23 protein-coding genes are annotated in these 21,862 nt (G+C 70.5%); 5 read left to right on the forward strand and 18 right to left on the reverse strand.

Annotated elements, in window-relative coordinates:
- Positions 1–70: 70 nt before the first annotated feature.
- Positions 71–373, reverse strand: a complete 303-nt coding sequence (locus tag BEI_RS07830; RefSeq protein ID WP_097788988.1) for a hypothetical protein — start codon at positions 371–373, stop codon at positions 71–73.
- Positions 374–531: 158 nt separating this feature from the next.
- Positions 532–1,452 carry an ornithine carbamoyltransferase gene (gene argF / locus BEI_RS07835; RefSeq protein WP_097788989.1) on the reverse strand — a complete coding sequence of 307 codons (921 nt, stop codon included), beginning with the start codon at positions 1,450–1,452 and terminating at the stop codon, positions 532–534.
- A 157-nt stretch (positions 1,453–1,609) separates the two neighbouring features.
- Between argF and BEI_RS07840 the strand changes: the two genes are divergently transcribed.
- A complete protein-coding gene (locus BEI_RS07840; protein ID WP_097788990.1) occupies positions 1,610–1,945 on the forward strand; it encodes a Grx4 family monothiol glutaredoxin in 336 nt (111 codons plus the stop codon).
- A gap of 129 nt (positions 1,946–2,074) precedes the next feature.
- On the opposite strand, the gene rnt is transcribed toward BEI_RS07840, so the two are convergent.
- On the reverse strand, positions 2,075–2,743 hold the full coding sequence (rnt, locus tag BEI_RS07845) for a ribonuclease T (protein WP_097788991.1): 669 nt from the start codon (positions 2,741–2,743) through the stop codon (positions 2,075–2,077).
- Positions 2,744–2,888: 145 nt separating this feature from the next.
- Here rnt and BEI_RS07850 point away from each other — a divergent pair, with 145 nt between their 5' ends.
- Both BEI_RS07850 and BEI_RS07855 read left to right on the forward strand, forming a co-directional pair.
- A complete protein-coding gene (locus BEI_RS07850) occupies positions 2,889–4,109 on the forward strand; it encodes an argininosuccinate synthase (RefSeq protein WP_097788992.1) in 1,221 nt (406 codons plus the stop codon).
- A gap of 250 nt (positions 4,110–4,359) precedes the next feature.
- Positions 4,360–4,656, forward strand: coding sequence for an HlyU family transcriptional regulator (locus tag BEI_RS07855; protein WP_097788993.1), 297 nt, complete (start codon positions 4,360–4,362; stop codon positions 4,654–4,656).
- Positions 4,657–4,767: 111 nt separating this feature from the next.
- On the opposite strand, the gene BEI_RS07860 is transcribed toward BEI_RS07855, so the two are convergent.
- Entirely contained in the window at positions 4,768–5,034 is a 267-nt protein-coding gene (locus tag BEI_RS07860) for a DksA/TraR family C4-type zinc finger protein (RefSeq protein WP_097788994.1), read from the reverse strand.
- 172 nt (positions 5,035–5,206) lie between these two features.
- On the opposite strand from BEI_RS07860, the gene BEI_RS07865 reads away from it, so the two are divergent.
- Positions 5,207–6,334, forward strand: coding sequence for a DUF294 nucleotidyltransferase-like domain-containing protein (locus BEI_RS07865; protein ID WP_097788995.1), 1,128 nt, complete (start codon positions 5,207–5,209; stop codon positions 6,332–6,334).
- Positions 6,335–6,516: 182 nt separating this feature from the next.
- On the opposite strand, the gene BEI_RS07870 is transcribed toward BEI_RS07865, so the two are convergent.
- Genes BEI_RS07870 through BEI_RS07885 form a run of 4 tightly spaced genes read right to left on the reverse strand, consistent with a single transcriptional unit; the run spans position 6,517 to position 11,867 of the window.
- Positions 6,517–9,240: a sensor histidine kinase gene (locus tag BEI_RS07870; protein ID WP_097788996.1), complete on the reverse strand. Its 2,724-nt coding sequence runs from the start codon at positions 9,238–9,240 to the stop codon at positions 6,517–6,519.
- A gap of 7 nt (positions 9,241–9,247) precedes the next feature.
- Positions 9,248–9,433: a hypothetical protein gene (locus BEI_RS07875; protein WP_097788997.1), complete on the reverse strand. Its 186-nt coding sequence runs from the start codon at positions 9,431–9,433 to the stop codon at positions 9,248–9,250.
- Positions 9,430–11,496, reverse strand: a complete 2,067-nt coding sequence (locus BEI_RS07880) for a 3'-5' exonuclease (protein ID WP_097788998.1) — start codon at positions 11,494–11,496, stop codon at positions 9,430–9,432. Before BEI_RS07880 ends, BEI_RS07875 begins: the two co-directional genes overlap by 4 nt.
- Entirely contained in the window at positions 11,496–11,867 is a 372-nt protein-coding gene (locus BEI_RS07885) for a response regulator transcription factor (RefSeq protein WP_097788999.1), read from the reverse strand. The genes BEI_RS07880 and BEI_RS07885 overlap by 1 nt, the downstream gene beginning before the upstream one ends.
- Positions 11,868–12,151: 284 nt before the next feature.
- On the opposite strand from BEI_RS07885, the gene BEI_RS07890 reads away from it, so the two are divergent.
- A complete protein-coding gene (locus BEI_RS07890; protein WP_097789000.1) occupies positions 12,152–12,829 on the forward strand; it encodes a glutathione S-transferase family protein in 678 nt (225 codons plus the stop codon).
- A 186-nt stretch (positions 12,830–13,015) separates the two neighbouring features.
- Here BEI_RS07890 and BEI_RS07895 read toward each other — a convergent pair whose 3' ends face one another.
- The 10 genes from BEI_RS07895 to BEI_RS07940 form a co-directional block, all read right to left on the reverse strand.
- The gene (locus tag BEI_RS07895; RefSeq protein ID WP_097789001.1) at positions 13,016–13,765 is read right to left on the reverse strand and encodes a YdcF family protein; all 750 of its coding nucleotides are present in this window, start codon (positions 13,763–13,765) and stop codon (positions 13,016–13,018) included.
- Between the two features lie 269 nt (positions 13,766–14,034).
- Positions 14,035–14,670 (reverse strand): endonuclease III, encoded by a 636-nt coding sequence (gene nth / locus BEI_RS07900; protein WP_097789002.1) that lies wholly within the window; start codon positions 14,668–14,670, stop codon positions 14,035–14,037.
- A 17-nt stretch (positions 14,671–14,687) separates the two neighbouring features.
- Positions 14,688–15,401, reverse strand: a complete 714-nt coding sequence (locus BEI_RS07905) for an electron transport complex subunit E (protein WP_097789003.1) — start codon at positions 15,399–15,401, stop codon at positions 14,688–14,690.
- The gene (gene rsxG, locus BEI_RS07910) at positions 15,398–16,036 is read right to left on the reverse strand and encodes an electron transport complex subunit RsxG (RefSeq protein ID WP_097789004.1); all 639 of its coding nucleotides are present in this window, start codon (positions 16,034–16,036) and stop codon (positions 15,398–15,400) included. Before rsxG ends, BEI_RS07905 begins: the two co-directional genes overlap by 4 nt.
- Positions 16,033–17,100: an RnfABCDGE type electron transport complex subunit D gene (locus BEI_RS07915; protein ID WP_097789005.1), complete on the reverse strand. Its 1,068-nt coding sequence runs from the start codon at positions 17,098–17,100 to the stop codon at positions 16,033–16,035. The genes rsxG and BEI_RS07915 overlap by 4 nt, the downstream gene beginning before the upstream one ends.
- On the reverse strand, positions 17,097–18,797 hold the full coding sequence (gene rsxC, locus BEI_RS07920; RefSeq protein ID WP_097789006.1) for an electron transport complex subunit RsxC: 1,701 nt from the start codon (positions 18,795–18,797) through the stop codon (positions 17,097–17,099). The genes BEI_RS07915 and rsxC overlap by 4 nt, the downstream gene beginning before the upstream one ends.
- Positions 18,790–19,416, reverse strand: a complete 627-nt coding sequence (gene rsxB / locus BEI_RS07925; RefSeq protein WP_097789007.1) for an electron transport complex subunit RsxB — start codon at positions 19,414–19,416, stop codon at positions 18,790–18,792. The genes rsxC and rsxB overlap by 8 nt, the downstream gene beginning before the upstream one ends.
- Before the next feature lie 15 nt (positions 19,417–19,431).
- Positions 19,432–20,013: an electron transport complex subunit RsxA gene (gene rsxA / locus BEI_RS07930; protein WP_097789008.1), complete on the reverse strand. Its 582-nt coding sequence runs from the start codon at positions 20,011–20,013 to the stop codon at positions 19,432–19,434.
- A 166-nt stretch (positions 20,014–20,179) separates the two neighbouring features.
- Positions 20,180–20,581, reverse strand: a complete 402-nt coding sequence (locus BEI_RS07935) for a GGDEF domain-containing protein (protein ID WP_097789009.1) — start codon at positions 20,579–20,581, stop codon at positions 20,180–20,182.
- Positions 20,582–20,593: 12 nt separating this feature from the next.
- Positions 20,594–21,757, reverse strand: coding sequence for a CHASE4 domain-containing protein (locus BEI_RS07940; RefSeq protein WP_097789010.1), 1,164 nt, complete (start codon positions 21,755–21,757; stop codon positions 20,594–20,596).
- Positions 21,758–21,862: the final 105 nt, after the last annotated feature.

Genomic DNA, 21,862 nt, shown 5'->3' on the forward strand with positions numbered 1-21,862 from the left:
GAATGTGCTGGAGGCGACACGAAGTTGACACGAGTCGCCGAAGTGGCGTCAGGCGATACCCGAAGCTCGCCTAGGCGATGTCCGCCGCGCCCTCGCCGAACATCTCGAACAGCAGCTCGCGGCCCAGGTCGGTGAGCACGAAGCGCTTCTGGATGTTGTAGGTGGCGGCTTCGCTGCGCTCCAGGGTGCGCTGGTGGCTCGGCCACTCATGGTCGGCCTCGGCGAGCCGACGCAGCGCCTGGCGGTCCAGGCCGCGGTGAGGGCTGGAGACGGATTCCAGGACATGCCCTTCCCGGTAGAGCAGGGCGGCCATGTTGCACAGGCACTGGCGGAGGCTGCGTTGGGCGATGGATCCGGTGGTGGAGGGAGTCATGGGCAGGGCGCCTTCCTCGCGGTGGCAAATGTTGCAGTGCATTATACCGGGGAAGGGGGCTTCGACCAAGGTCGTAAGCCATCGGTGACACAGGCGGCCCCAAACGACATCGCCCCGACCGGGGCCGGGGCGATATCGGGTGGAGGCGTCGCGGGGACTCAGTGCTCCACGCGGCCCAGCAGCAGGAACTCGATCAGCGCCTTCTGGGCGTGAAGGCGGTTGCCCGCCTCCTGCCAGACCACGGCCCGGGGGTCGTCGAGCAGGGTCTCGCTGATCTCCTCGCCGCGATGGGCCGGCAGGCAATGGAGGAAGAGCACGTCCTTGGCGGCCCGGTCGAGCATGGCCTCGGTGACCTGGAAGCCGGCGAAGTCCGCCTCGCGCTTGGCCTGCTCTTCTTCCTGGCCCATGGAGGCCCAGACATCGGTGGTGACCAGGTCGGCGCCGGCGACGGCCTCCATGGGGTCGCGATGGATGGTCACCCGGTCGCCGGCGGCGTCGAGGAGGTCCTGGCGCGGCTCGTACCCTTCCGGGCAGCAGACGCGCAGCTGGAAGTCGAACTGGCGGGCGGCGTTGATCCAGGAATGGCACATGTTGTTGCCGTCGCCGATCCACACCGCGGTGCGGCCGCGCACGCTGCCGCGCAGCTCGGTCCAGGTCATGACGTCGGCCAGCAGCTGGCAGGGATGGTAGTCGTCGGTGAGGGCGTTGATCACCGGTACCTCGCTGGCCGCGGCGAACTCCTCGAGGCCCGCGTGGGAGAAGGTGCGGATCATCACCGCATCGACCATCTCCGAGAGCACCCGGGCGGTATCGCCGATGGGCTCGCCGCGCCCGAGCTGGGTGTCGCGGGGCGAGAGGAAGAGGGCGTGGCCGCCGAACTGCGCCATGGCGGTCTCGAAGGACACCCGGGTGCGCGTCGAGGACTTCTCGAAGATCATCGCCAGGGTGCGGTTGGCGAACGGCGTGTAGGTGGGGCCATGGGTCTTCAGGCCGTTCTTGATCGAGATGGCGCGCTGGATCAGGTAGCGCAGCTCTTCCGCGCTCAGGTCGAGCAGGGTCAGGAAATGGCGGGTGGCCATGGCGTCGCTCCACGGGAAAAAACGACCATCCTAGCCAGGCGCCGGGGGATGCGCAATGCGCCCGGCATCCGTACAATGGCCCCATCGACAAGGCCGACAAGCGCACTCGGGTATTGCCCCACGGCGCTTTCGCCACCACGATCCAGAGGGAGTGCAGATGAGTACCACCGTCGAGAACATCCAGCGCCAGATCAGCGAAAACCCCATCCTGATCTACATGAAGGGCACCCCACAGCTGCCCCAGTGCGGCTTCTCCGCCCAGACCGTCCAGGCCCTGATGGCCTGCGGCGAGCGCTTCGCCTTCGTCAACGTCCTGGACAACCCGGACATCCGCGCCGAGCTGCCCAAGGTGGCCAACTGGCCGACCTTCCCGCAACTGTGGGTCGAGGGCGAGCTGGTCGGCGGCTGCGACATCGTCGTCGAGATGTACCAGAACGGCGAGCTCGAGACGCTGATCAAGGAAACCGCCGCCAAGCACAAGGACGACGAATGACCGGGCTTCGCCCGGAGCTATAAGCGGTAAGCTTGAAGCTGGAAGAACAACACCCCTGCAGCATGGCTGCGGGGGTGTTTGCTATGGGGTATGGCGAGCCTATGCAGCTTCCAGCTTCCAGCTTCCAGCTTACGCCTCCTCGTCCATTCCCTGCTCGCGGATCGCCAGGTCCCAGCCACCCAGGTCCTTGTAGCGGTTGACCATGGCGCAGAACAGCTCGGCGGTGCGCTCGGTGTCGTAGCGGGCCGAGTGGGCCTCGCTGTTGTCGAATTCGATGCCCGCGGCCCGGCAGGCCCGGGCCAGCACGGTCTGGCCGTAGACGAGGCCGGCCAGGGAGGCCGTGTCGAAGCTCGAGAAGGGGTGGAAGGGGTTGCGCTTGATGCCGCAGCGTTCCACGGCGGCATTGACGAAGCCATGATCGAAGGCGGCGTTGTGCCCCACCAGGATGGCCCGGGTGCAGCCGTTGCCCTTGATGGCCTTGCGCACCGGCCGGAACACCTCGCCCAGCGCCTCGGCCTCGCTGACCGCCACCTGCTGTCGCAGCGGGTCGTCGAGGCGGATGCCGGTGAAGTCCAGCGCCGACTGCTCGACGTTGGCGCCCTCGAAGGGGGTCACATGGTAGGCATAGGTGGCGTCGGGCATCAGGTTGCCCTCGGGGTCCATGGTCAGGGTGACGGCGGCGATCTCCAGGATCGCGTCGGTCCGGGCATTGAAGCCGCCGGTCTCCAGGTCCACCACCACGGGCAGGAAACTGCGGAAGCGTTGTGCCATGAGTTCGCGGGCGGCCACCTCGCTCATGCACCTCTCCTTAGTCGGGAACGGGTTGTCTCGAAACGCGAGAGTCTAGCAGTTCGGGGCCGACGCGTCCCGTCGGCCGGTATTCGCGCCGGGCTCGTCACGCTATACTTGTCCCTTTGCATCGATCACCTAGAGGAGCCCCAGCATGTCCGATGTCAAGAAGGTCGTGCTCGCCTATTCCGGCGGCCTGGACACATCCGTCATCGTCAAGTGGTTGCAGGAGACCTACGACTGCGAAGTGGTGACCTTCACCGCCGACATCGGCCAGGGCGAGGAAGTCGAGCCGGCCCGCGCCAAGGCCCAGGCCCTGGGCGTCAAGGAGATCTACATCGAGGACCTGCGCGAGGAGTTCGTGCGCGACTACGTCTACCCGATGTTCCGCGCCAACACCATCTACGAGGGCGAGTACCTGCTGGGCACCTCCATCGCCCGCCCGCTGATCGCCAAGCGCCTGATCGAGATCGCCAACCAGACCGGTGCCGATGCCATCTCCCACGGGGCCACCGGCAAGGGCAACGACCAGGTGCGCTTCGAGCTGGGCGCCTACGCGCTGAAGCCGGGCGTCAAGGTCATCGCCCCGTGGCGCGAGTGGGACCTCAACTCCCGCGAGAAGCTGATGGCCTACTGCCAGCAGCACGACATCCCGGTGGACTTCACCAGCCAGAAGAAGAAGTCGCCGTACTCCATGGATGCCAACCTGCTGCACATCTCCTACGAGGGCGGCAACCTGGAGGATCCCTGGACCGAGGCCGAGGAAGACATGTGGCGCTGGAGCGTCTCCCCGGAGGCCGCCCCGGACGAGCCCACCTACGTGAAGCTCACCTACGAGCGCGGTGACATCGTGGCCATCGACGGGGTGCCCATGAAGCCCCACGAGGTGCTCTCCAGGCTCAACAAGCTGGGCGGCGACAACGGCATCGGCCGTCTCGACATCGTCGAGAACCGCTACGTGGGCATGAAGTCCCGCGGCTGCTACGAGACCCCGGGGGGCACCATCATGCTGCGCGCCCACCGCGCCATCGAGTCGCTGACCCTGGACCGCGAGGAGGCGCACCTCAAGGACGAGCTGATGCCCAAGTACGCCGAGGTGATCTACAACGGCTACTGGTGGAGCCCGGAGCGTCGCATGCTGCAGGCCGCCATCGACGAGACCCAGAAGAACGTCTCGGGCGTGGTGCGCATGAAGCTCTACAAGGGCAACGCCACCGTGGCCGGCCGCAAGTCCGATGCCTCGCTGTTCGACGAGTCCATCGCCACCTTCGAGGACGACGCCGGCGCCTACGACCAGAAGGACGCCGAGGGCTTCATCAAGCTCAATGCCCTGCGGCTGCGGATTGCCGCCGGCAAGGGCCGCCAGCAGGACTAAGACTTGTCTGAAAAGTGCCCGCGCTCGGCTATACGGCGTTAAAAATCCGGTCAAACTGCTCATTTACGACCAGTAAACTCCGCGTTTTTCCGGATTGTTGCCTTGTCTAGCCTTCGCTCGTCGACTTTTCCAACAGTCTAAGGAAACGCTGATTTATTGCTGCGGCTCGCGACATGAATCAGCCGTTTTCTAGACATCTGCAAGAGTCGGCGCCGGCCCGGCCGGCGCTACCGTTTCGGGAGGGCCCCAGATGCTGAAGAAACTGCTGTCCGGCCTGTTCGGCCAGGGGGAGGCCAAGGGCGCCCCCGAGGCCGAGCCGGTGGAATACCGGGGCTACCTGATCGTGCCCCAGGCCGAGGACATGAGCGGCCAGTTCCGCGTCAGCGGCTGGATCCGCAAGCCCCGGGGCGAGGGCGAGGCGATGCTCGAGCATCGTTTCGAACGCTCCGACGTCCTGCCCAGCCGCGAGGCCTGTGACGCCCTGATGGTCGACAAGGCCCAGCGCTTCATCGACGAGATGGGGGATGCCATCTTCGACGAGGGATGAGTCCGTCCCGTCAGATGGCTTCTCGATAGGCGCCTCGCCGGGTCTTGCTGGCGGGGCGTCTGTCTTGTCGAGCGGCGTCGAGACCCGCCTGCGGCCGCTTCTCCCTGATCCTCAGCGAAGCTGGCTGTCCTTGCTGCCGCGCCGGTTGAACCCGGCGGAGGGCCCGCCGCGCCGGTCACGCTCGGCCTGGCAGTCGAGGCAGAGTCGCACCCCGGGCACGGCGCGGCGTCGCGCCTCGGGAATCGGTTCATCACACTCGTGACAGTGGCGCGCGCTCTCCCCGCGGGGCAGGGCGCGTCTCGCCCGTTCCAGCTCGTCTTGTACGCTGTCGTCGATCTGCTGCTGCACATCGCCATCCTTCGACCAGCCGCCCGCCATCGTCCGGTCCCTCCACGTCTGGTGTCTCGATGGGGAAAGCTTGCCAGAGTCCCGGCGGGGGCGCGATAGGTCGATGGCGTCGTCGCCTGATTGGGCCCGGCATGACAGGCCTCATGGTCGGCCGGGAAGGAAAGTGGCTAGGCTAACGTCATCGCTCGGAACGGACTCGCCTATGCGCCTGCTTCACCGTGCCTCCCCCTGGCGGAGGCTGTTCGCCGCCGACGCCGTGCCCGATCCGATGCGGCTGCCGGGGCTGCTCGCCCCCCTGCGCGAGGTGGTCGAGCGGCTGGGGCCGGCACCCACCCTGGCCGAGGCGCGGGCCTGGCAGGCCGACCTGCTGGACGCGCTGTTGCGCCTCGAGCTTCCCGCCTCGCGGATCAGCCAGCTGCTCAGCGATCACAACGACGGCCTCTATCGTCGCGCCATCGCCGAGTCGCTGACCGAGATGCGCGGCCAGGGATGGGGCGAGCCGCCGGTCGCCTTCTGCGTGCTGACCCTGGGCTCGGCGGCCCGCCACGAGAGCCTGTTGGCGCCGGATCAGGACAACGCCATGATCCTGGCGGACTATCCCGACCGTCGCCATACCGAGATCGACGCCTATTTCCAGTCCCTGGGCGAGCGCTTCACTCAGCGGCTGGACGCCGCCGGGATCCCGCTGTGTCAGGGCCATGTGATGGCGCGCTGGCCGATGTGGCGCAAGCGACGCTCGGAGTGGGACGCCCAGCTGGCCATCTGGACCGGGGAGCGCCGGGTCAAGCGGGTCCAGCAGGCCAATATCCTGCTGGACTTCCATCCGGTGCATGGCGATCCGGCGCTCGCCCGGGCCCTGGGCGAGAGCGTGGCCCGGCACCTGCCGCCGGCGGGGGGCTTTCTCGACGAGATGGCGACCCTGCTGGAGGAATCGCCGCTGGCCCTGGACCGGTGGGGGCGTGTCGTGGGGGGCGGCGAGGGTGCGCCCCACCAGACGGCGGTGGACCTCAAGCATCGCGCCCTGCTGCCGCTGGTCGGCGCGGTCCGCTTGCTGGCCGTGCGTCATCGAATCCGGGCCGTGGCCACCCGCGAACGACTGGCGGCCCTGGTGATGGCGGGGGCGCTCGACGCGCAGCGGGCCGACGAGACGATCCGCGCCCTGGAGCGGCTCCAGGCCCTGCTGCTCGAGGCGCAACGCACGGCGCTCGCCCAGGGGCGGGCGCCGGACGGCTGGGTGGGCCTCGACGGGCTCGGCGAGGGTCGGCGCCTGCTGCTCCGCCATGACCTGGGCCGGATCCGCGACCTGGTTCGCTACGCCACCAAGCGCTGAGTATCGGCAACAAGCGCCGAGCGGCGAGTGGCGAGTGGCAAGGAGAAAGTAGAAAGTGGCAAGGAGTGCCTTTCTACTTTTTACTTTCTACTCGAGCCTTTGCTTGGCGGCTTGGCGGCTTGGCGGCTTGGCGGCTTGGCGGCTTGGCGGCTTGGCGGCTTGGCGGCTTGGCCGCTTGCCATTTACTCCGCCGGCGCCTCCGGCAGCTCCATCACCAGGCAGGCGCCGCCCAGGTGGGGAGCGGCCTCCACCCAGAGCCGGCCGCCCAGGTGGGCGACGATGCCGCGGGAGATCGGCAGGCCCAGGCCGCTGCCCCGAGGGCGGCCGCGGATGGCGCCGTCGTCCTGGTGCTGGATCTGGTGGAACTTCTCGAAGACCCGCTCGCGCTCGTCCTCGGCGATGCCGGGGCCGTTGTCCTCCACGGTCAGCCGGAAGCCGCGCTTGTGGCGAGCCAGGCCCAGGCGTACCCGCGGGGCGGCGTCGTCGGCGAACTTGCCGGCGTTGTCGAGCAGGTTGATGACGACCTGCTCCAGGCGGTCCGGGTCGCCGATCACCGGGGCGTCCTCGACCTCGATGGCCACCTCCAGGGCCACGCCGCGCTCTTCCTGCACCTGCTGGACCGCCTCCACGCCGTGCCGGGCCAGGGCGGCCAGGTCGAGGCGCTCGGGATGCAGCGTGAGGCGGCCGCTCTCGGGGCGGGCCAGGTCGAGGATCTCCTCGATCAGCCGCGAGAGGCGCTGGCTCTCGCGGACCACCACGTCGAGGAAGTGCTCGCGCTTGTCCAGGGGCAGCTCGCGGTTGTCGCGCAGGATCTCGGCGAAGGCGCGGATCGAGGTCAGCGGGGTGCGCAGCTCGTGGCTGACCATGGCCACGAACTCGTCCTTGAGCCGATCCAGCTCGCGCAGCCGTTCGTTGGCGTCGCGCAGTTCGGCGCCGATGCGCTCCAGTTCCCGGGACTTCTGCTCCAGGCGCCGGTTCATCTCCAGGGTCTCGGAGGTGGTGTCGAGGATGCTCAGGATGGCGTCCAGGTCCAGGGCCTCGCCGCGCACCACCGAATCGATCAGCACCCGCGCCGAGGCGTTGCCCAGTGCCCCGGCCAGGGCCTGCTCCGCCCGGGCGGCGATGGCGCCCGGCGCCGGCCGGTCGTCGTCCTGGGCATCCTCGCCGGCGAAGACCCGGGCGGTGGCGGCGGCGCCCAGGTAGCGATCGAGCAGGGCGCGCAGCTCCCCTCTGGGGGTCTGCCCGGGCCATAGCGACGCCTGGTCGAGCCGCGGGTGCAGCGCCTGGGTGAAGAGCGCCGCCTGGGTCTGCTCCAGCGCCGACTGCCGGCTGAACAGCGAGACCCCCACCAGCAGGCCGGCGTTGACGGCCAGGCTCCACAGCAGGGCATGGGTGTAGATGTCCCAGCCCTCCAGGCCGAACAGCGCATAGGGTCGGAGCCACTCGAGGCCGAAGGGGCCCCGGACGAGGAAGCCGGCGTCCAGCCAGCCGGACTGGGCGAAGCCCGGGATCAGCAGGGTCCAGGCCCAGACCGCGAAGCCGCCCACCAGCCCGAGGCCGGCGCCCAGCCGGTTGGCGCCCCGCCAGTACATGCCGATCAGCAGCGCCGGGGCGAACTGGGCGGCGGCGGCGAAGGACACCAGGCCGATGGTGACCAGGCTGTAGGCGTCGCCCACCAGGGCATGGTAGCCATAGCCGAGCAGCAGGATGGCCAGGATCGCCAGGCGGCGGATGCCCAGCACCCAGCCGGCCAGGGCCCCCTGGCCGCGGCGTGGCAGCCGGCCCGTGCGCAGCAGCAACGGCATCACCAGCTGATTGCTGACCATGGTGGACAGGGCGATGGTCTCGACGATCATCATGCCGGTGGCCGCGGAGAGCCCGCCGATGAACACCAGCACCGGTAGCCCTTCCACGCCGGCGGCCAGGGGCAGGGTCAGCACGAAGCTGTCCGGGTCGCTGCCGGCCTCGCCCAGCAGCCCGGCCAGGGCGATGGGGATCACGAAGAGGTTGATCGCCAGCAGGTAGAGCGGGAACAGCCAGGTGGCGCGCCGCAGGTGGCGCTCGTCGACGTTCTCCACCACCAGCACCTGGAACTGCCGGGGCAGGGTGAGGAAGGCCAGGAAGGCCAGCACCAGGGTGCCGATCCAGCCCAGAGCGCCCCCGGGCACGGCGTCCAGGCTCAGCAGCTCGGCCAGCCCCGGCGTCTCCCCGACCCGGGCGAAGAGATCGCCGGGCCCCTGGTAGAGGACGAAGACGGTGAAGGCGCCCACCGCCAGGAAGGCGGCCAGCTTGACCAGCGACTCGAAGGCGATGGCCGCCACCATGCCCTCGTGGCGTTCGCTGGCGTCCAGGTGGCGGGTGCCGAACAGGATGATGAACACCGCCAGCACCATCGCCACCCAGAACGACTTGTCGGCCCAGAAGGGCGCCGCGTCCAGCCGATCGCCGGCGGTCAGGGGGTAGTCCACCAGCACCGCATGGCTCAGGGTGATGGCCTTGAGCTGCAGGGCGATGTAGGGGGTGATGCCGATCAGGGCGATCAGTGCCACCAGGGCGCCGAGGCCGGCGCTCTTGCCGTAGCGTGCGCTGATGAAGTCGGCGATGGAGGTGATGCGCTGGGCCCGGGCGATGCGCACCATCTTGCGGATCACGAAGGGGGCCATGAGCATGGCGAGCGTGGGGCCGAGGTAGATCAGCAGGAAGCTGGGCCCGGTCTCGGCGGCGCGCCCCACGCTGCCGTAGAAGGTCCAGGCGGTGCAGTAGACGGCGATCGACAGGGCATAGATGGTGGGCGAGCCGATGATCGAGCGGCCCTGCTCCGCGCGGCGATCCCCCCAGGCGGCGATCACGAACAGCAGCGCCAGGTAGCCGAAGGCGATGGCCAGTAGGGTCAGCTCGCTGCGCATGCCGGCCTCACTCTCCGCGTCCGCCTTCCGTCAGCCAGGCCGCCAGCGCGATCACCCCGGCCCAGGCCAGGAAGACGTAGAGCGGCAGGGCGGCCCCCGCGCGTTCGGCCACCAGCAGCAGCGGCGGGGTGAACAGGGCCGTGGCCAGCACGATCAGGGCGACCAGGCGCTCCTTGCGGCGAGGGGAGATCATGAGGCGCTGGCGTCCTCCCGGTCGAAGGCGCTGGCCTGGAGGGCCAGCAGGTCGTCCAGGGTGTCGATCCCCCGGGCCTCGAGGCGCGGCAGCAGCGACAGCCACAGCTCGGCGGTGACCCGGGCGTCCCCCAGGGCGGTGTGTCGGCTGCCCGGCGGGAAGCTCAACCCATAGCGCTCCGCCAGGGAGTCCAGGTCATGGCCGTCCAGGCTCGGGTCCAGGGCTCGGGAGATCAGCAGGGTATCGAGCACCGGCATGTCGAAGCGCACGCCCCCGTCCGGCGGCTGGATGGCCAGCAGGTCGAAGGCGGCGTTGTGGGCGAGGATGACCGCGTCGCCGATATAGTCGCGGAAGCGCGGCAGGGCCACGGCGGGCGGGGGCGCTCCGGCCACGTCCTCGTCGGTGAGGCCGTGGATGGCCGTGCTCGCCGGGGGGATCGCGCGCCCCGGGTCGACGCGCAGGTCGAAGGTCTCGCTGGCCAGTAGCCGGGCGTTGACGATGCGGCAGGCGCCGATGCTGATCACCCGGGCCCCCGCGCGCAGCTCCAGCCCGGTGGTCTCGGTGTCGAAGGCGACGATCTCGAGCGCTCGCAGGGGGCGGGCGGCGAGTTCGGCGTCCGGCGGAGGGAGCTCGGCGATGCCGAAGTCGTGGAACTCGGGACGCGGCGGCGTGCGCGGGCGAGGGGCGCCGACTCGTTCCAGGGCGGGGAGCGGCAGGCGCAGCCGGGCATGCTCGCCGTCCGGGTCGGCCAGGCTCCAGGCGTCGCTGGCATGCTGGCGGAGCACCTCGCCCAGGGTGGGGGAGAGGGGCAGCCGCGCTAGCCGCTCGCCCCGCCAGCCCCGCAGGCGCTCCTCGGTGAGGGGCCGGCCTTGCCAGCGCAGGTCCAGGTAGACCCGTTTGTTGCCCAGGCACACCTCGGCGTCGAAGCGCGAGCGGCCGGTGTGCTCGACGAGATGCGCCAGCAGTGCCTGCAGGACCTCGAGCAGGGCGGGGGCATCGCCCTTGAACCAGGCCGGCATGCCGATCGGGGTGATCGTCGGGCCGCCCTCGGGCAGCCGCTCGGCCAGCGCGGCCCAGAGATCGTTGGACCACAGCGGTGCCAGGCGCTCGGCCTGGCGCTGCAAGGCCTCCACCGTCTCGCCGAGCCGTTCCAGGTGATCCGCCAGGCTACGGCCTTCCTCGTCGACCACCCGTTCCAGGCGGCGTTGCAGCTCGCCGGCGCCGTCTCGGGGCAGGTGGCTCAGGGCGTCGGCGGCGCTGGTCAGGCCGGCGCCATGACGGCGCAGGGCCGGCAACAGCTCGGCCAGGGCGGCCCCGGTGCCCAGCTCGCTGGCCCAGGCGGCGGTGGCATCCACCAGGGTCAGCAGCGTCTCGCCGCCGCTGCCGGGGATCCGCCGCAGGGTCGCCCGCAGCCAGCGCTCGCCGCAGGGCACCAGCACCTCCCGGGGGCTGCCGTCCTCGGGCAGCTGGGTCAGGGCGTCCTCCAGGCTCGCGGCGGGCAGCAGCGCCTCCAGCCGCTTGCCGAGCCCCAGCCCGGGCGCCTCCTCGAAGAGCGTCTCGGCCGCGGGGTTGAAGAGCAGCAGGCGGCGGTGGCGGTCGCAGAGCAGCAAGGGGGTGTCCAGCACCTGCAGCAGGGCCTCGAGCTCCTGGCGGATGCGGGCGGCGCTGCGCGCGCCTTCGGCGCGGGCGTTGGCCAGGCGGCCCCGGTCGTCCCGCCAGGCCTCACGGATGCGCGTCAGGTCGGGGCCGAGGCCGCGGAGCCAGCCCTCCGGCGGATAGTCGTCCCGGGCGTCGGGATTGGCCACCAGCCGAGCCAGCTGCACCTGGAGATGGCGAAGCGGCGTGAACAGCTGGCGCTCGAGGAGCAGCCCGACGAGGAAGATGGTGCCGCCGCCGGAGAAGCTGCCGAGCCACAGCGCCCAGCGGGCCAGGCCCCGGGGCTGGACCAGGCCGTCCAGCCAGAGGGCGAAGAGAGCGCCGCCCAGCAGGCTCACGCCGCTCAGCAGCAGCCAGAGGCCCACCAGGGTCTGGCGGCGGGGCAGGCCGGGGCGCCGGCGGGCCATCAGGAGGCCTCGTCGAGCAGGGCCCGGACCTTCTCGACCAGCGCCTGGGTCGAGAAGGGCTTGGTGACGTAGTCGTCGGCGCCCAGGGCCAGGCCCTTCTCGCGCTCCACCTCGCGGCCATGGGCGGTGAGCATGATGATCGGCAGTCGCGCCAGGGCGGGGTCGGCCCGCAGGCGCTCCAGGACGTCGAAGCCGCCGATGCCGGGCAGGCTGATGTCGAGCAGCACCAGGTCGGGCGCCTGCTCGGCGACGCGTTCCAGCGCGGTCTCGCCGTCCTCGGCGGTGATCACCTCGAAGCCGGCCTGCTGCATCAGGAACTCCAGTGACAGGACGATGTTGGGTTCGTCGTCCACCACCAGCACCTTGGGCATGGCGCTCTCCTCGTCATGAAAGCCGTTGGCATTATTGTAAGGAAGCGCTGATTTATGTCGCGAGCGATGAGAGGCTGGTCGACGCCGGCACGGAAACCCCGGAGTTTACACGGCAGTAAATGAGGAGGTTGACCGGGCTCGCGTGCGAGTACCGCCGGCGACCAGGATATCGAGCGCAGCAATAAATCAGCGTTTCCGTCAGTCTAGTGACGCGTCATGGACCGGCAAAGACGACCTTGGCCCAAGCCGCTACACTGGCCGCTCATCGTCAAGGAGGTCGATTCATGATCCGCGTGCATCACCTGGAGCATTCCCGTTCCCAACGCGTGCTCTGGCTCCTCGAGGAGCTGGGGGTCGACTACGAGGTCGTCGCCTATCGGCGCGATCCCGAGACCCTGCTGGCCCCGGCGTCGCTGAAGTCGGTGCATCCGCTGGGCAAGTCGCCGGTGATCACCGACGAGGCCCGGGAGGGGCGCGCCATCGCCGAGTCCGGGGCCATCCTCGAGTACCTGCTCGAGCACCACGATCCGCAAGGACGACTGGCCCCGGCCGTCGGCAGCGACGACCGGGAGCGCTACCGCTTCTGGCTGCATCATGCCGAGGGCTCGGCGATGCCGCCGCTGGTCATGCGCCTGGTCTTTTCGCGCCTGTCCAAGCCGCCGGTGCCGGCCCTCGTCCGGCCGCTGGGTCGCCGGTTCGCCCAGGGGGTGGAGGAGAGCTTCCTGGGGCCGCGCATCACCGAGCTGCGCGACTTCTGGGAGGCCGAGCTCGAACGCTCGACATGGTTCGCCGGCGAGGCCTTCTCGGCGGCGGACATCCAGATGAGCTTTCCGGTGCTGGCGCTGGAGGGGCGCGGCGGGCTCGAGGCGGCGCCGCGCCTGCAGGCCTTCCCGGCGCGCTGTCGCGAGCGTCCCGCCTACCAGAGGGCGATCGAGCGCGGCGGGGAGTTCTCGCTTGCATGAGAACGCTAGCGCACGGGCTTATCCGGTCTACGATTCCTGATCCAGCGTTTGGCTGTCGTAGGGGAGATAAGCGTCAGCGCATCTACCACGGTCTTGGCCCGGGGCTTCGCCGGATGCGCCCGCTGCGCGGGCTTATCCGGCCTACGGCGACCCCGAAGCGGCCAAGCTCCAAGTCCGAAGCCGCGGCTAACGCAGCAGTTCGTCCTTGAGCCACAGCTCGGCGCGACCCAGCCATTCGCGCAGGGCGCGGGTGCTCTGGTGGAGGTGGTAGGCGCTGGGGCGCCAGGCGGCGAGCCCCCCGGGCGGCGGGCTGGCGAACTCGGTGGGGGCGGGCGTCACCGTCAGGCCGACTCGCTCGAATTCGGCGGTGGCGCGGGGCAGGTGCCAGGCCTGGGAGACCAGGGCGACGTGGTCGATGCCCTCGGCGGCGAGCATCTCGGCGCTGTAGCGGGCATTGTCCGTGGTGGTGGCGCTCCGGCCCTCCAGCCAGCGCACCGGGACGTCGAACACCTGGCGCAGGGCGGCGGCCATCAGGCTGGCCTCGGCGCTGTGCTCGTCATGGACCCGGCCGCCGCTGACCAGGATCGGCAGCCGGGTGCGACGGTGCAGGTAGGCGCCATAGGCCATCCGCCGCCAGCTGGCGTTGGCCGGGGCATCCCCCCAGCCGAATTCCGGGGCCGCATAGTCCCGGCCGCCGCCGAGGATGACGATGGCCTCGGCGCCCTCCAGTCGAGGACTCGCCGCCAGCGCCGGCGGCTCCAGGCCCTGGCGCAGGGCATGGCTGGCCAGGGGGGTGGCCAGCGCCAGCAGCCCGCCCAGCCCCAGGACCACCAGCAGGCCGCCGATCAGGTGCAGGCGCATCCACAGCAGGCCGCCGAGCACGATCAGCCAGGCATTGACCACGGGGGGCAGCAGCAGGGTCTCGAGTATCGCCATGGGTCGTCTCCTTGTTCTTCTCTCGCCGGCGTCCGATGCGTCGATGCCTAGAGCCTAGCGGATCCCCGTGGGTCGCCATGGCGCCGAATGGTACGGCAATCGCAGTGGGGCTGGCGAGGGGCGCCGGGGACAGGTCGAAGAGGGGGTCCTACGCCATGGATGGCGTCGGTAGCGCCCAGGGAAGGGTTTACAGCGCCCCCTCGCAGACCTGTCGACGGATCAGCCCCGAGCGACAACACCCACTGCGATAGCCCAGCCCCGAAATGGCCTTACTCGTACACCTTATCGGGGAATTCGCAGAGATCCTCGATCACGCAGCTGCCGCAGCGGGGCTTGCGGGCCAGGCAGGTGTAGCGGCCGTGCAGGATCAGCCAGTGATGGGCGTCCTGGCGGAATTCCCGGGGCACGTGGCGCAGCAGCTTCTTCTCCACCTCGAGCACGTCCTTGCCCTTGGCCAGGCCGGTGCGGTTGGAGACCCGGAAGATGTGGGTGTCCACCGCGATGGTGGGCTCGCCGAAGGCGGTGTTGAGGATGACGTTGGCGGTCTTGCGGCCGACGCCGGGCAGCGCCTCCAGGGCCTGTCGGGTGCGCGGCACCTCGCCGCCGTGCTGGTCCACCAGGATCCGGCAGGTCTTCATCAGGTTCTCGGCCTTGGTGTTGTAAAGCCCGATGGTCTTGATGTGCTCCTTCAGGCCGTCCAGGCCCAGTTCGAGGATGGCCTCGGGGGTATTGGCCTCCGGGAAGAGCCGGGCGGTGGCCTTGTTCACCCCCACGTCGGTGGCCTGGGCGGAGAGCAGCACGGCGGCGAGCAGCTCGAAGGGCGTCGACCAGTGGAGCTCGGTGGTCGGCTCCGGGTTGTGGTCGCGCAGACGGACGAAGATCTCGTGGCGTTTCTGGGCGTTCATGGTGGCGAGCGGTTCCTTCAGCGGATGGTGCCGGTGACCCGGACCCGGCGACTCTCCCGGGGCGTGTCGGGCTCTCGGGCCCGGCGACGGCGTTCCAGGCGGTCGTCGATGACGTTCTTCAGGGCGATCAGCAGGCCGGTGGCGAAGAAGGCGCCTGGCGGCAGCACCAGGAAGAGGAAGTCCAGGTCGGGGAAGACGGTGATCCCCCAGCCCGCGGCCGCCGGGCCCAGCAGCAGGTCCATGCCGGTGAACAGGGTGCCCTGGCCGAAGAGCTCGCGCAGGGCGCCGAGCAGGACCAGCACGGCGCCGAAGCCCAGGCCGGTCATCAGGCCGTCGGTGGCCGAGGGCAGCAGCGGCTGCCTGGAGGCGAAGGCCTCGGCGCGGCCCAGGATGGCGCAGTTGGTGACGATCAGGGGAATGAAGATGCCCAGGATGCGGTACAGCTCGAAGGTGTAGGCCGCCATCAAGAGCTCGGCGCAGGTGACGAAGGCGGCGATGATCATCACGAAGGCCGGCAGCCGCACGGTGGGCGTGACCTGGTGGCGGATCAGCGACACGGCGAGGTTGGAGCCCAGCAGCACCAGCAGAGTGGCCAGCGCCAGGCCCAGGGCGTTGACCACGGTGCTGGAGACGGCCAGCAGCGGACAGAGGCCGAGCAGCTGCACCAGCGCCGGATTGTTGGACCAGAGGCCGTTGCGGGCGACTTCGCCGAGGGCGGGGGTGTCCGTCATGGCGTTTCTCCGGTGTCGAGGGACTCGAGCAGGGCCTTGCGCTCGGCGTCGAACCAGCGCAGGGCGTCGCGGACGGCGTCGACCACCGCCCGGGACGTGATGGTCGCGCCGGTCAGGGCGTCGATGCCGCCGCCATCCCGGGACACCGCCCAGCCGCCGGCGGGCGGGGCGGCCAGGGAGTGGCCGGTGAATTGCCTGATCCAGTCGCTCTTGCGGGCCTCGATGCGATCCCCGAGCCCCGGGGTCTCGCGATGCTCGGTGACCCGCACCCCGGTGATCCGTCCCTGGGTGTCCAGGCCCATCACCAGTTCGATCCGGCCGCTGTAGCCCCCGTCGGTGGCCAGGGGCACGACCACCCCCAGGAGCTCGTCGTCCGCCCGGGCCGGCCACAGGGTGAAGGGACCCTCGTGGCCGAGCAGGGGGGCAGCCGGCCGGGTCAGGGCCTGGTCGAGCAGGTCGCCGGCGTGTCCCGGCGGGGCCACCTCGGCCACCACCCGGGTCTCGCTGGCCCGGCGGTTGTCGGCGATGCGCTCGGCGGTCAGCGCGCGGGTCACGGCGACGCTGCCGGCGGTGATCAGGGCGAAGGCGGCCAGGCCGAGGGCGGCCCGGGCCATGGCGCGGGGCAGGGCGGTCATCGGCCGTCCTCCCCGGCCTCGGCCTTGATGCCGCGCCTGGCCGCGGCGTGGCCGTAGACCCGCGGCTCGGTGTAGTAGTCGATCAGCGGCACCGCGAAGTTCATCAGCAGCACGGCGAAGGCCACGGCATCCGGGTAGGCGCCGAGTGGCCGGATCAGCATCACCAGCGCGCCGATGCCGGCGCCGTAGAGCAGCTTGCCGCGCCGGCTGGTGGCGGCGCTGACCGGATCGGTGGCGATGAAGAAGGCGCCGAAGACGGCGGCCCCGCCGAGCAGGTGGAAGAGCGGCGAGCCCTGGTGGCTGGGGCTGGCGCCGTAGAAGAGCGCCGCCACCAGGGTCAGGGTGGCAAGCATGGCGATCGGGATCTGCCAGCCGATGATGCGCTTGTAGAGCAGCAGGAGCCCCCCGGCCAGCCAGGCCAGGGCGACCTGATGCCAGGCGGAAAGCGCTCCCTCGGGCAGGGGGGAGCCGGCCCAGAACTCGGCGGCCATCACCCCCGCCGGCTTGTGCTTGAAGGCGTCCAGCGGGGTGGCGCCGCTCAAGGCGTCGAGGGTCTCCGTCGGCACCAGGCCGGCGAACTGCCGCAGCACTTCGCCGAGCGTCAGGGCCTCGGGCCCGACGAGGCCGGTCGGCGCGGCCCACAGGCTCATGGGCACCGGAAAGGACACCAGCAGCAGGGCATAGCCGACCATGGCCGGGTTGAAGGGGTTGTGGCCGAGGCCCCCGTAGAGCTGCTTGGCCACCACGACGGCGGCGACCATGCCGATCAGGATCAGCCACCAGGCGCTCCCCGGAGGCAGGCTGGCGCCCAGCAGCACCCCGGCGACCAGGGCGCTGTTGTCGGCCAGGGTCGGGGCCACCGGACGACGGCGCAGGCGCAGCATGGCCGCCTCCAGGCCCACGCCGAGGGCGGCGGCGCAGGCGACGTTGGTGAGCACCCCCCAGCCGAAATGCCAGGTCAGGGTGGCGATGCCGGGCAGGGTGGCGACGAGCAGCCAGCCCATCACCGCGGCGGTGGCGGCGGGCCGACGCGAGGTGGACTGGTCGGCGTGCATCAGGCTCATGGCGCGTTCTCCTCGGCGTCGCGGGCGGCCTGGAGGCGGGCCTCGGCGGCCTTGAGGTTCTCCCGGGCGGTGGCCAGCTGGGTCTCCAGGTCGGCGATCACCGCGGGATCGTCCTCACCGCTCTCGGCGGCCCGGGCCAGGGCCTTCTCGGCCTTGCGCTCGGCGGCCTTGGCCGCCGTCTGGGCGATGCGCAGGCTGCGCAGGTCGGTGGCGGGTTCGGCGGCCTGGCCCTCGCCGGCGTGACGACGGCCCCCTCGGGTGGCGGCCTCCTTGCGGGCGGCACGGCGGGCCTGCTTCTCGGCCTCCTCACGGGCCAGGCGGGCCTGGCGGAACTCGAAGCGGTGCCGGGCGTGATCGGCGCGGGCGGCCTCGCGGCGCCTGGCGCGGATGGCATCCTTCTCGGCGCGAAAGTACTGCACCAGCGGGATGTGGCTGGGGCAGACGTAGTCGCAGGCCCCGCACTCGATGCAGTCGAAGAGGTGGAAGCGCTCGGCCTTGTCGTGCTCCTGGCCCCGGGCGAACCAGTAGAGCTGCTGGGGCAGCAGGATCGCCGGACAGGCCTCCTCGCAGGCCCCGCAACGAATGCAGGGCTGCTCCGGCGGCGGATCGGGGAGTTCCTCCCGGGTGGCCGCGATCAGGCAGTTGGTGGCCTTGATCACCGGCAGGGCGAGTTCGCCCAGGGCGCGGCCCATCATGGGCCCGCCCATCACCAGGCGATGCAGCCGCGAGGCGTCGAGGCCGGCGGTGGCCAGCAGCTCGGCGATGGGCGTGCCCAGGCGGGCGACGACGTTGCCGGGGCGTGCCAGGGCCTCCCCGGTCAGGGTCACCACCCGGTCCACCAGCGGGCGGCCGTCGCGAACCGCCAGCAGGGCCGCCCGCAGGGTGCCGGGGTTGTGGCAGTGGGCGCCGACGTCGGCGGGCAGGCCGCCGCTCGGCACCTCGCGGCCGAGCAGGCGCTTGATCAGCTGGCGCTCGCCGCCGCTGGGGTAGCGGGTGGCGATCACGCGCAGCTCGATGGGCGGCTCGTCGTCCCGGGAGGTCGCGATCGCCGCCTCCAGGGCCTGGCGTGCCTCGGGCTTGTCGTCCTCGATGCCCACCAGGAGGCGCGAGGCGCCGGCCAGCCGGGCCATCATCCGGGCGCCCTCCAGGACCTCGGCGGCGTGATGGCGCAGGGTCAGGTCGTCGGCACTGATGTAGGGCTCGCACTCGGCGGCGTTGACCACCAGGGTGTCGACCTCGTGCAGCTCGCGGATGCGCGCCTTGACCTGGGTGGGAAAGGCGGCGCCGCCGAGACCCACCACCCCGGACCCGTCGAGGCGCGCCAGCAGGCTCGCCTCGTCGGCCGTCCGCCAGTCCAGCGGCGGCAGCGGCCACCAGTCGTCCTCGCCCTCGCCCTCGATGACCACACAGGGGCCGCGGCCACCGTCATGCAGCGGCCGTTCCTCGATGGCCGCGACCCGGCCGGTCACGCTGGCGTGCACGTCCGCCGAGACCAGCCCCACGGCCCGGGCGATGGGCTCGCCGGTGCGGACCCGCTGGCCGACCTCGACGCAGGGTTCGGCCGGGGCGCCGGCATGCTGGGCCAGCGGCAGCACCACCCGGCTCGGCAGGGGCGCCTCGCGCAGCGGCGCCTGGGTGGAGCGGGCCTTGCGGGTCGGCGGCGTGATGCCGCCGGGGAAGTCCAGGCGCTCAGCCATGCCGGGCCTCCCGGTCGCTGGCGATCAGCTCGCCGTTCCAGGTCGGGGTGGGCAGCACCGGGCGGTGGCCGGGGCCCGCGGGCAGGGGCGTGGCGTCCTCATCGGCCGAGCGTCGCGGGAGCATGTCGATGCAGTCGACCGGGCAGGGCTCCACGCAGAGGTCGCACCCGGTGCACTCCTCGGCGATCACCGTGTGCATGTGCTTGGCCGCGCCGAGGATGGCGTCCACGGGGCAGGCCTGGATGCACTTGGTGCAGCCGATGCATTCGTCCTCGCGAATGAACGCCACCCTGGGACTGTCCTCGGCCTCGCCGTCCAGCGGCACGGCCTCCCGGCCCAGCAGGTCGGCCAGGGCGGCGATGGTGGCCTCGCCGCCCGGGGGACACTTGTTGATCGCTTCGCCCTCGCCGATGGCCTCGGCATAGGGGCGACATCCGGGATAGCCGCACTGGCCGCACTGGGTCTGGGGCAGCAGGGCGTCGATCCGTTCCACCACCGGGTCGCCCTCGACCTTGAAGCGTTCGCCGGCGAAGCCCAGCAGGGCGCCGAAGGCGCCCGACAGGCCCACCAGGGCCAGGCCGGCCACCAGGATGCCGTTGTCGAGCAGGGCATCAAGCATCGGTGGGGCTCCCCCTCATAGTTGCACCAGCCCGGAAAAGCCCATGAAGGCCAGTGACATCAGGCTGGCGGTGATCATGGCGATGGCCGCCCCCCGGAACGGGGTCGGGACGTCGGCGTTGGCCAGGCGCTCGCGCATGGCGGCGAACAGTACCAGTACCAGGGAGAACCCCACGGCGGCGCCGAAGCCGTAGAGGGCGGCCTCCAGGAAGGTGGAGCCGCGGTTGAGGGTCAGCAGGGCCACGCCGAGCACCGCGCAGTTGGTGGTGATCAGCGGCAGGAAGATGCCCAGCACCTGGTGCAGCAGGGGACTGGTCTTGCGTACCACCATCTCGGTGAACTGTACCACCACGGCGATGACCAGGATGAAGGCGATGGTGCGCAGGTACTCGAGGCCCAGCGGTGCCAGCAGCAGGTGGTAGACCAGGTGACTGGCCACCGAGGACAGGGTCAGCACGAAGGTGGTGGCCAGGGACATGCCCATGGCCGACTCCAGCTTGCTGGAGACGCCCATGAAGGGGCAGAGGCCGAGGAACTGCACCAGCACGAAGTTGTTGACCAGTGCGGTGCCGACCAGGATCAGGAAGAAATCGGTCATTGCCAGCCGGATGCATCGGGGACAGACCACCTCGCGTGGCGGGGTGGGGCGACGAGGCGCCCATTATAGGGGCTGGCCCCGCCGCCATACCACCGGCGGCTCCCAGGCCTGTTCGGGGGCGGGCCTCTCTCGAAGCAGGGAGGCCTGGGCGGCCGGACGGTATCGCTTATACCCAGTTCGGGGCCGTTTCGACTCGGACCCGGTTGCGTCCAGCTCGCTTGGCGGCATAGAGGGCGGCATCGGCGCCCTCGATCAGCGAAGCGGCGGATCGTCGCTGACTCGGCGCGACGTGGCTGACGCCGACGCTGATGGTGACCCTGGAATGGGGGTGAGGAATGGCGAGATGCTCGATGGCAGCGCGCAGGCTTTCCGCCATGCGCGGTCCGCCCTCCGAGGGCGCCCCGGGCAGCATGACCGTGAACTCCTCGCCACCGGTCCGGGCGACCAACTGTCCCGGACGGCTGAAGTGCTGGTGCATGGTCTCGGCAATCCTTCTCAGGCACTGATCGCCGGCGGGGTGGCCGTAATGGTCGTTGTAGGTCTTGAAGTGATCGATATCGACCATCATCAGGGTGACGGCTTACTCGCCCTGAACCACCCGCTCCAGGGCCGCGGCGAGGTGTTCGTCGAGGAGCCGTCGGTTGGCCAGGCCGGTCAACGCATCGTGCTGGGACATCTCGAGCAGAAGATCATGCTGCCGTCGCTGGCGTTGCCGCAGTTGCTGGAACGCTCGGGCCAGGACCCCGATCTCGTCCTTGCGCTCGAGCAGGGTATCGGGGGTCTGTCGATCATGATCCTGCTCCCCCAGCTGTTGGGTGAAGTGGGCGAAGTCCCGCAGGGGACGCAGGATCATGCGCTCCAGCAACAGCAGTACCACGATCAGGGTCGCGACGAGGACCGCCGCGGTCCAGACCAGCGCGAAGCGGAAGGTCTCCAGGCTCGCCTGGTAGCGTTGACGTGGGAGGTCGGCCGCGATGCGTAGCGCCCGACCGGGGGGCAGGGCCTCGAGATCGCGCGTGACCCGCATTCGGGTCGGGGAAAGCCGTTCCAGATGATCGATGGCCGGGGAGCCCTCATCTGGCTGGCCATGAAGCGCCAGATCGATGCCGGTGGTCTCGCGAAGCTGGGTGACCAGGGACTCCGAGAGCGGGTGCACCATCGCCAGCCAACCGTTTGGGGACGCCCGTTCCTGGCTCTTCAGGATGGGCGACAAGGCGATCATGGCCGGCATTTCGCCCGCCCACAGCCAGGTGTGGGTCTTCCGATCCAGTCCCTGGGCGATGCGTCCGCCGAGCCGGTCGGTGAGCGTGCGGCTGCCGCCGCAGGCAGAGGGAGGGCCGGCGCAGGACCAGAATTCCCCTCGTCGATCGATCCCGGCGGTCCAATAAGGGGCGCCGTCGGGCCGGAAATAGGCCATCAGCTGCACGCCGAGCGTCTCGAGGGAGTCGGCGTAGAGGTTGCTGTCGACGTATCCCGGGTGCGCCCCGTCGACGAATGCGTAGGTGTCATCCCACCAGGCCCAATCCTCGACCAGGCTTCGCAGGTGATGGTGCTCGTTGCTCAGGGCCCGCTCGATGCGGTCGAGCTCGTCGCTGGCAAAACGGCTCTCGTCCTCCAGCAGGATCGGGGTGATCTGGTAGCGGGCGATCAGCGCCAGCACCAAGGCGGCGGCGCCCACGACCAGGGTCAGGGCGGCCAGGAAGCGGTTGCGCAGCGAAGAGAAGCGGGGAGGCAGCGAAGCCATGGCGGGCAACCGTCCTTGTCACGTTACCTGTGGGCCTAGCATGACGGCCCGCCGTTTCCGGGACAAGGCGGTGCTGCCAACGCGCGGAGCTGGAAGGCGGGGGCA

The organism is Halomonas beimenensis (genome assembly GCF_002549795.1).
GTDB classification, from domain to species: Bacteria; Pseudomonadota; Gammaproteobacteria; order Pseudomonadales; family Halomonadaceae; genus Halomonas; species Halomonas beimenensis.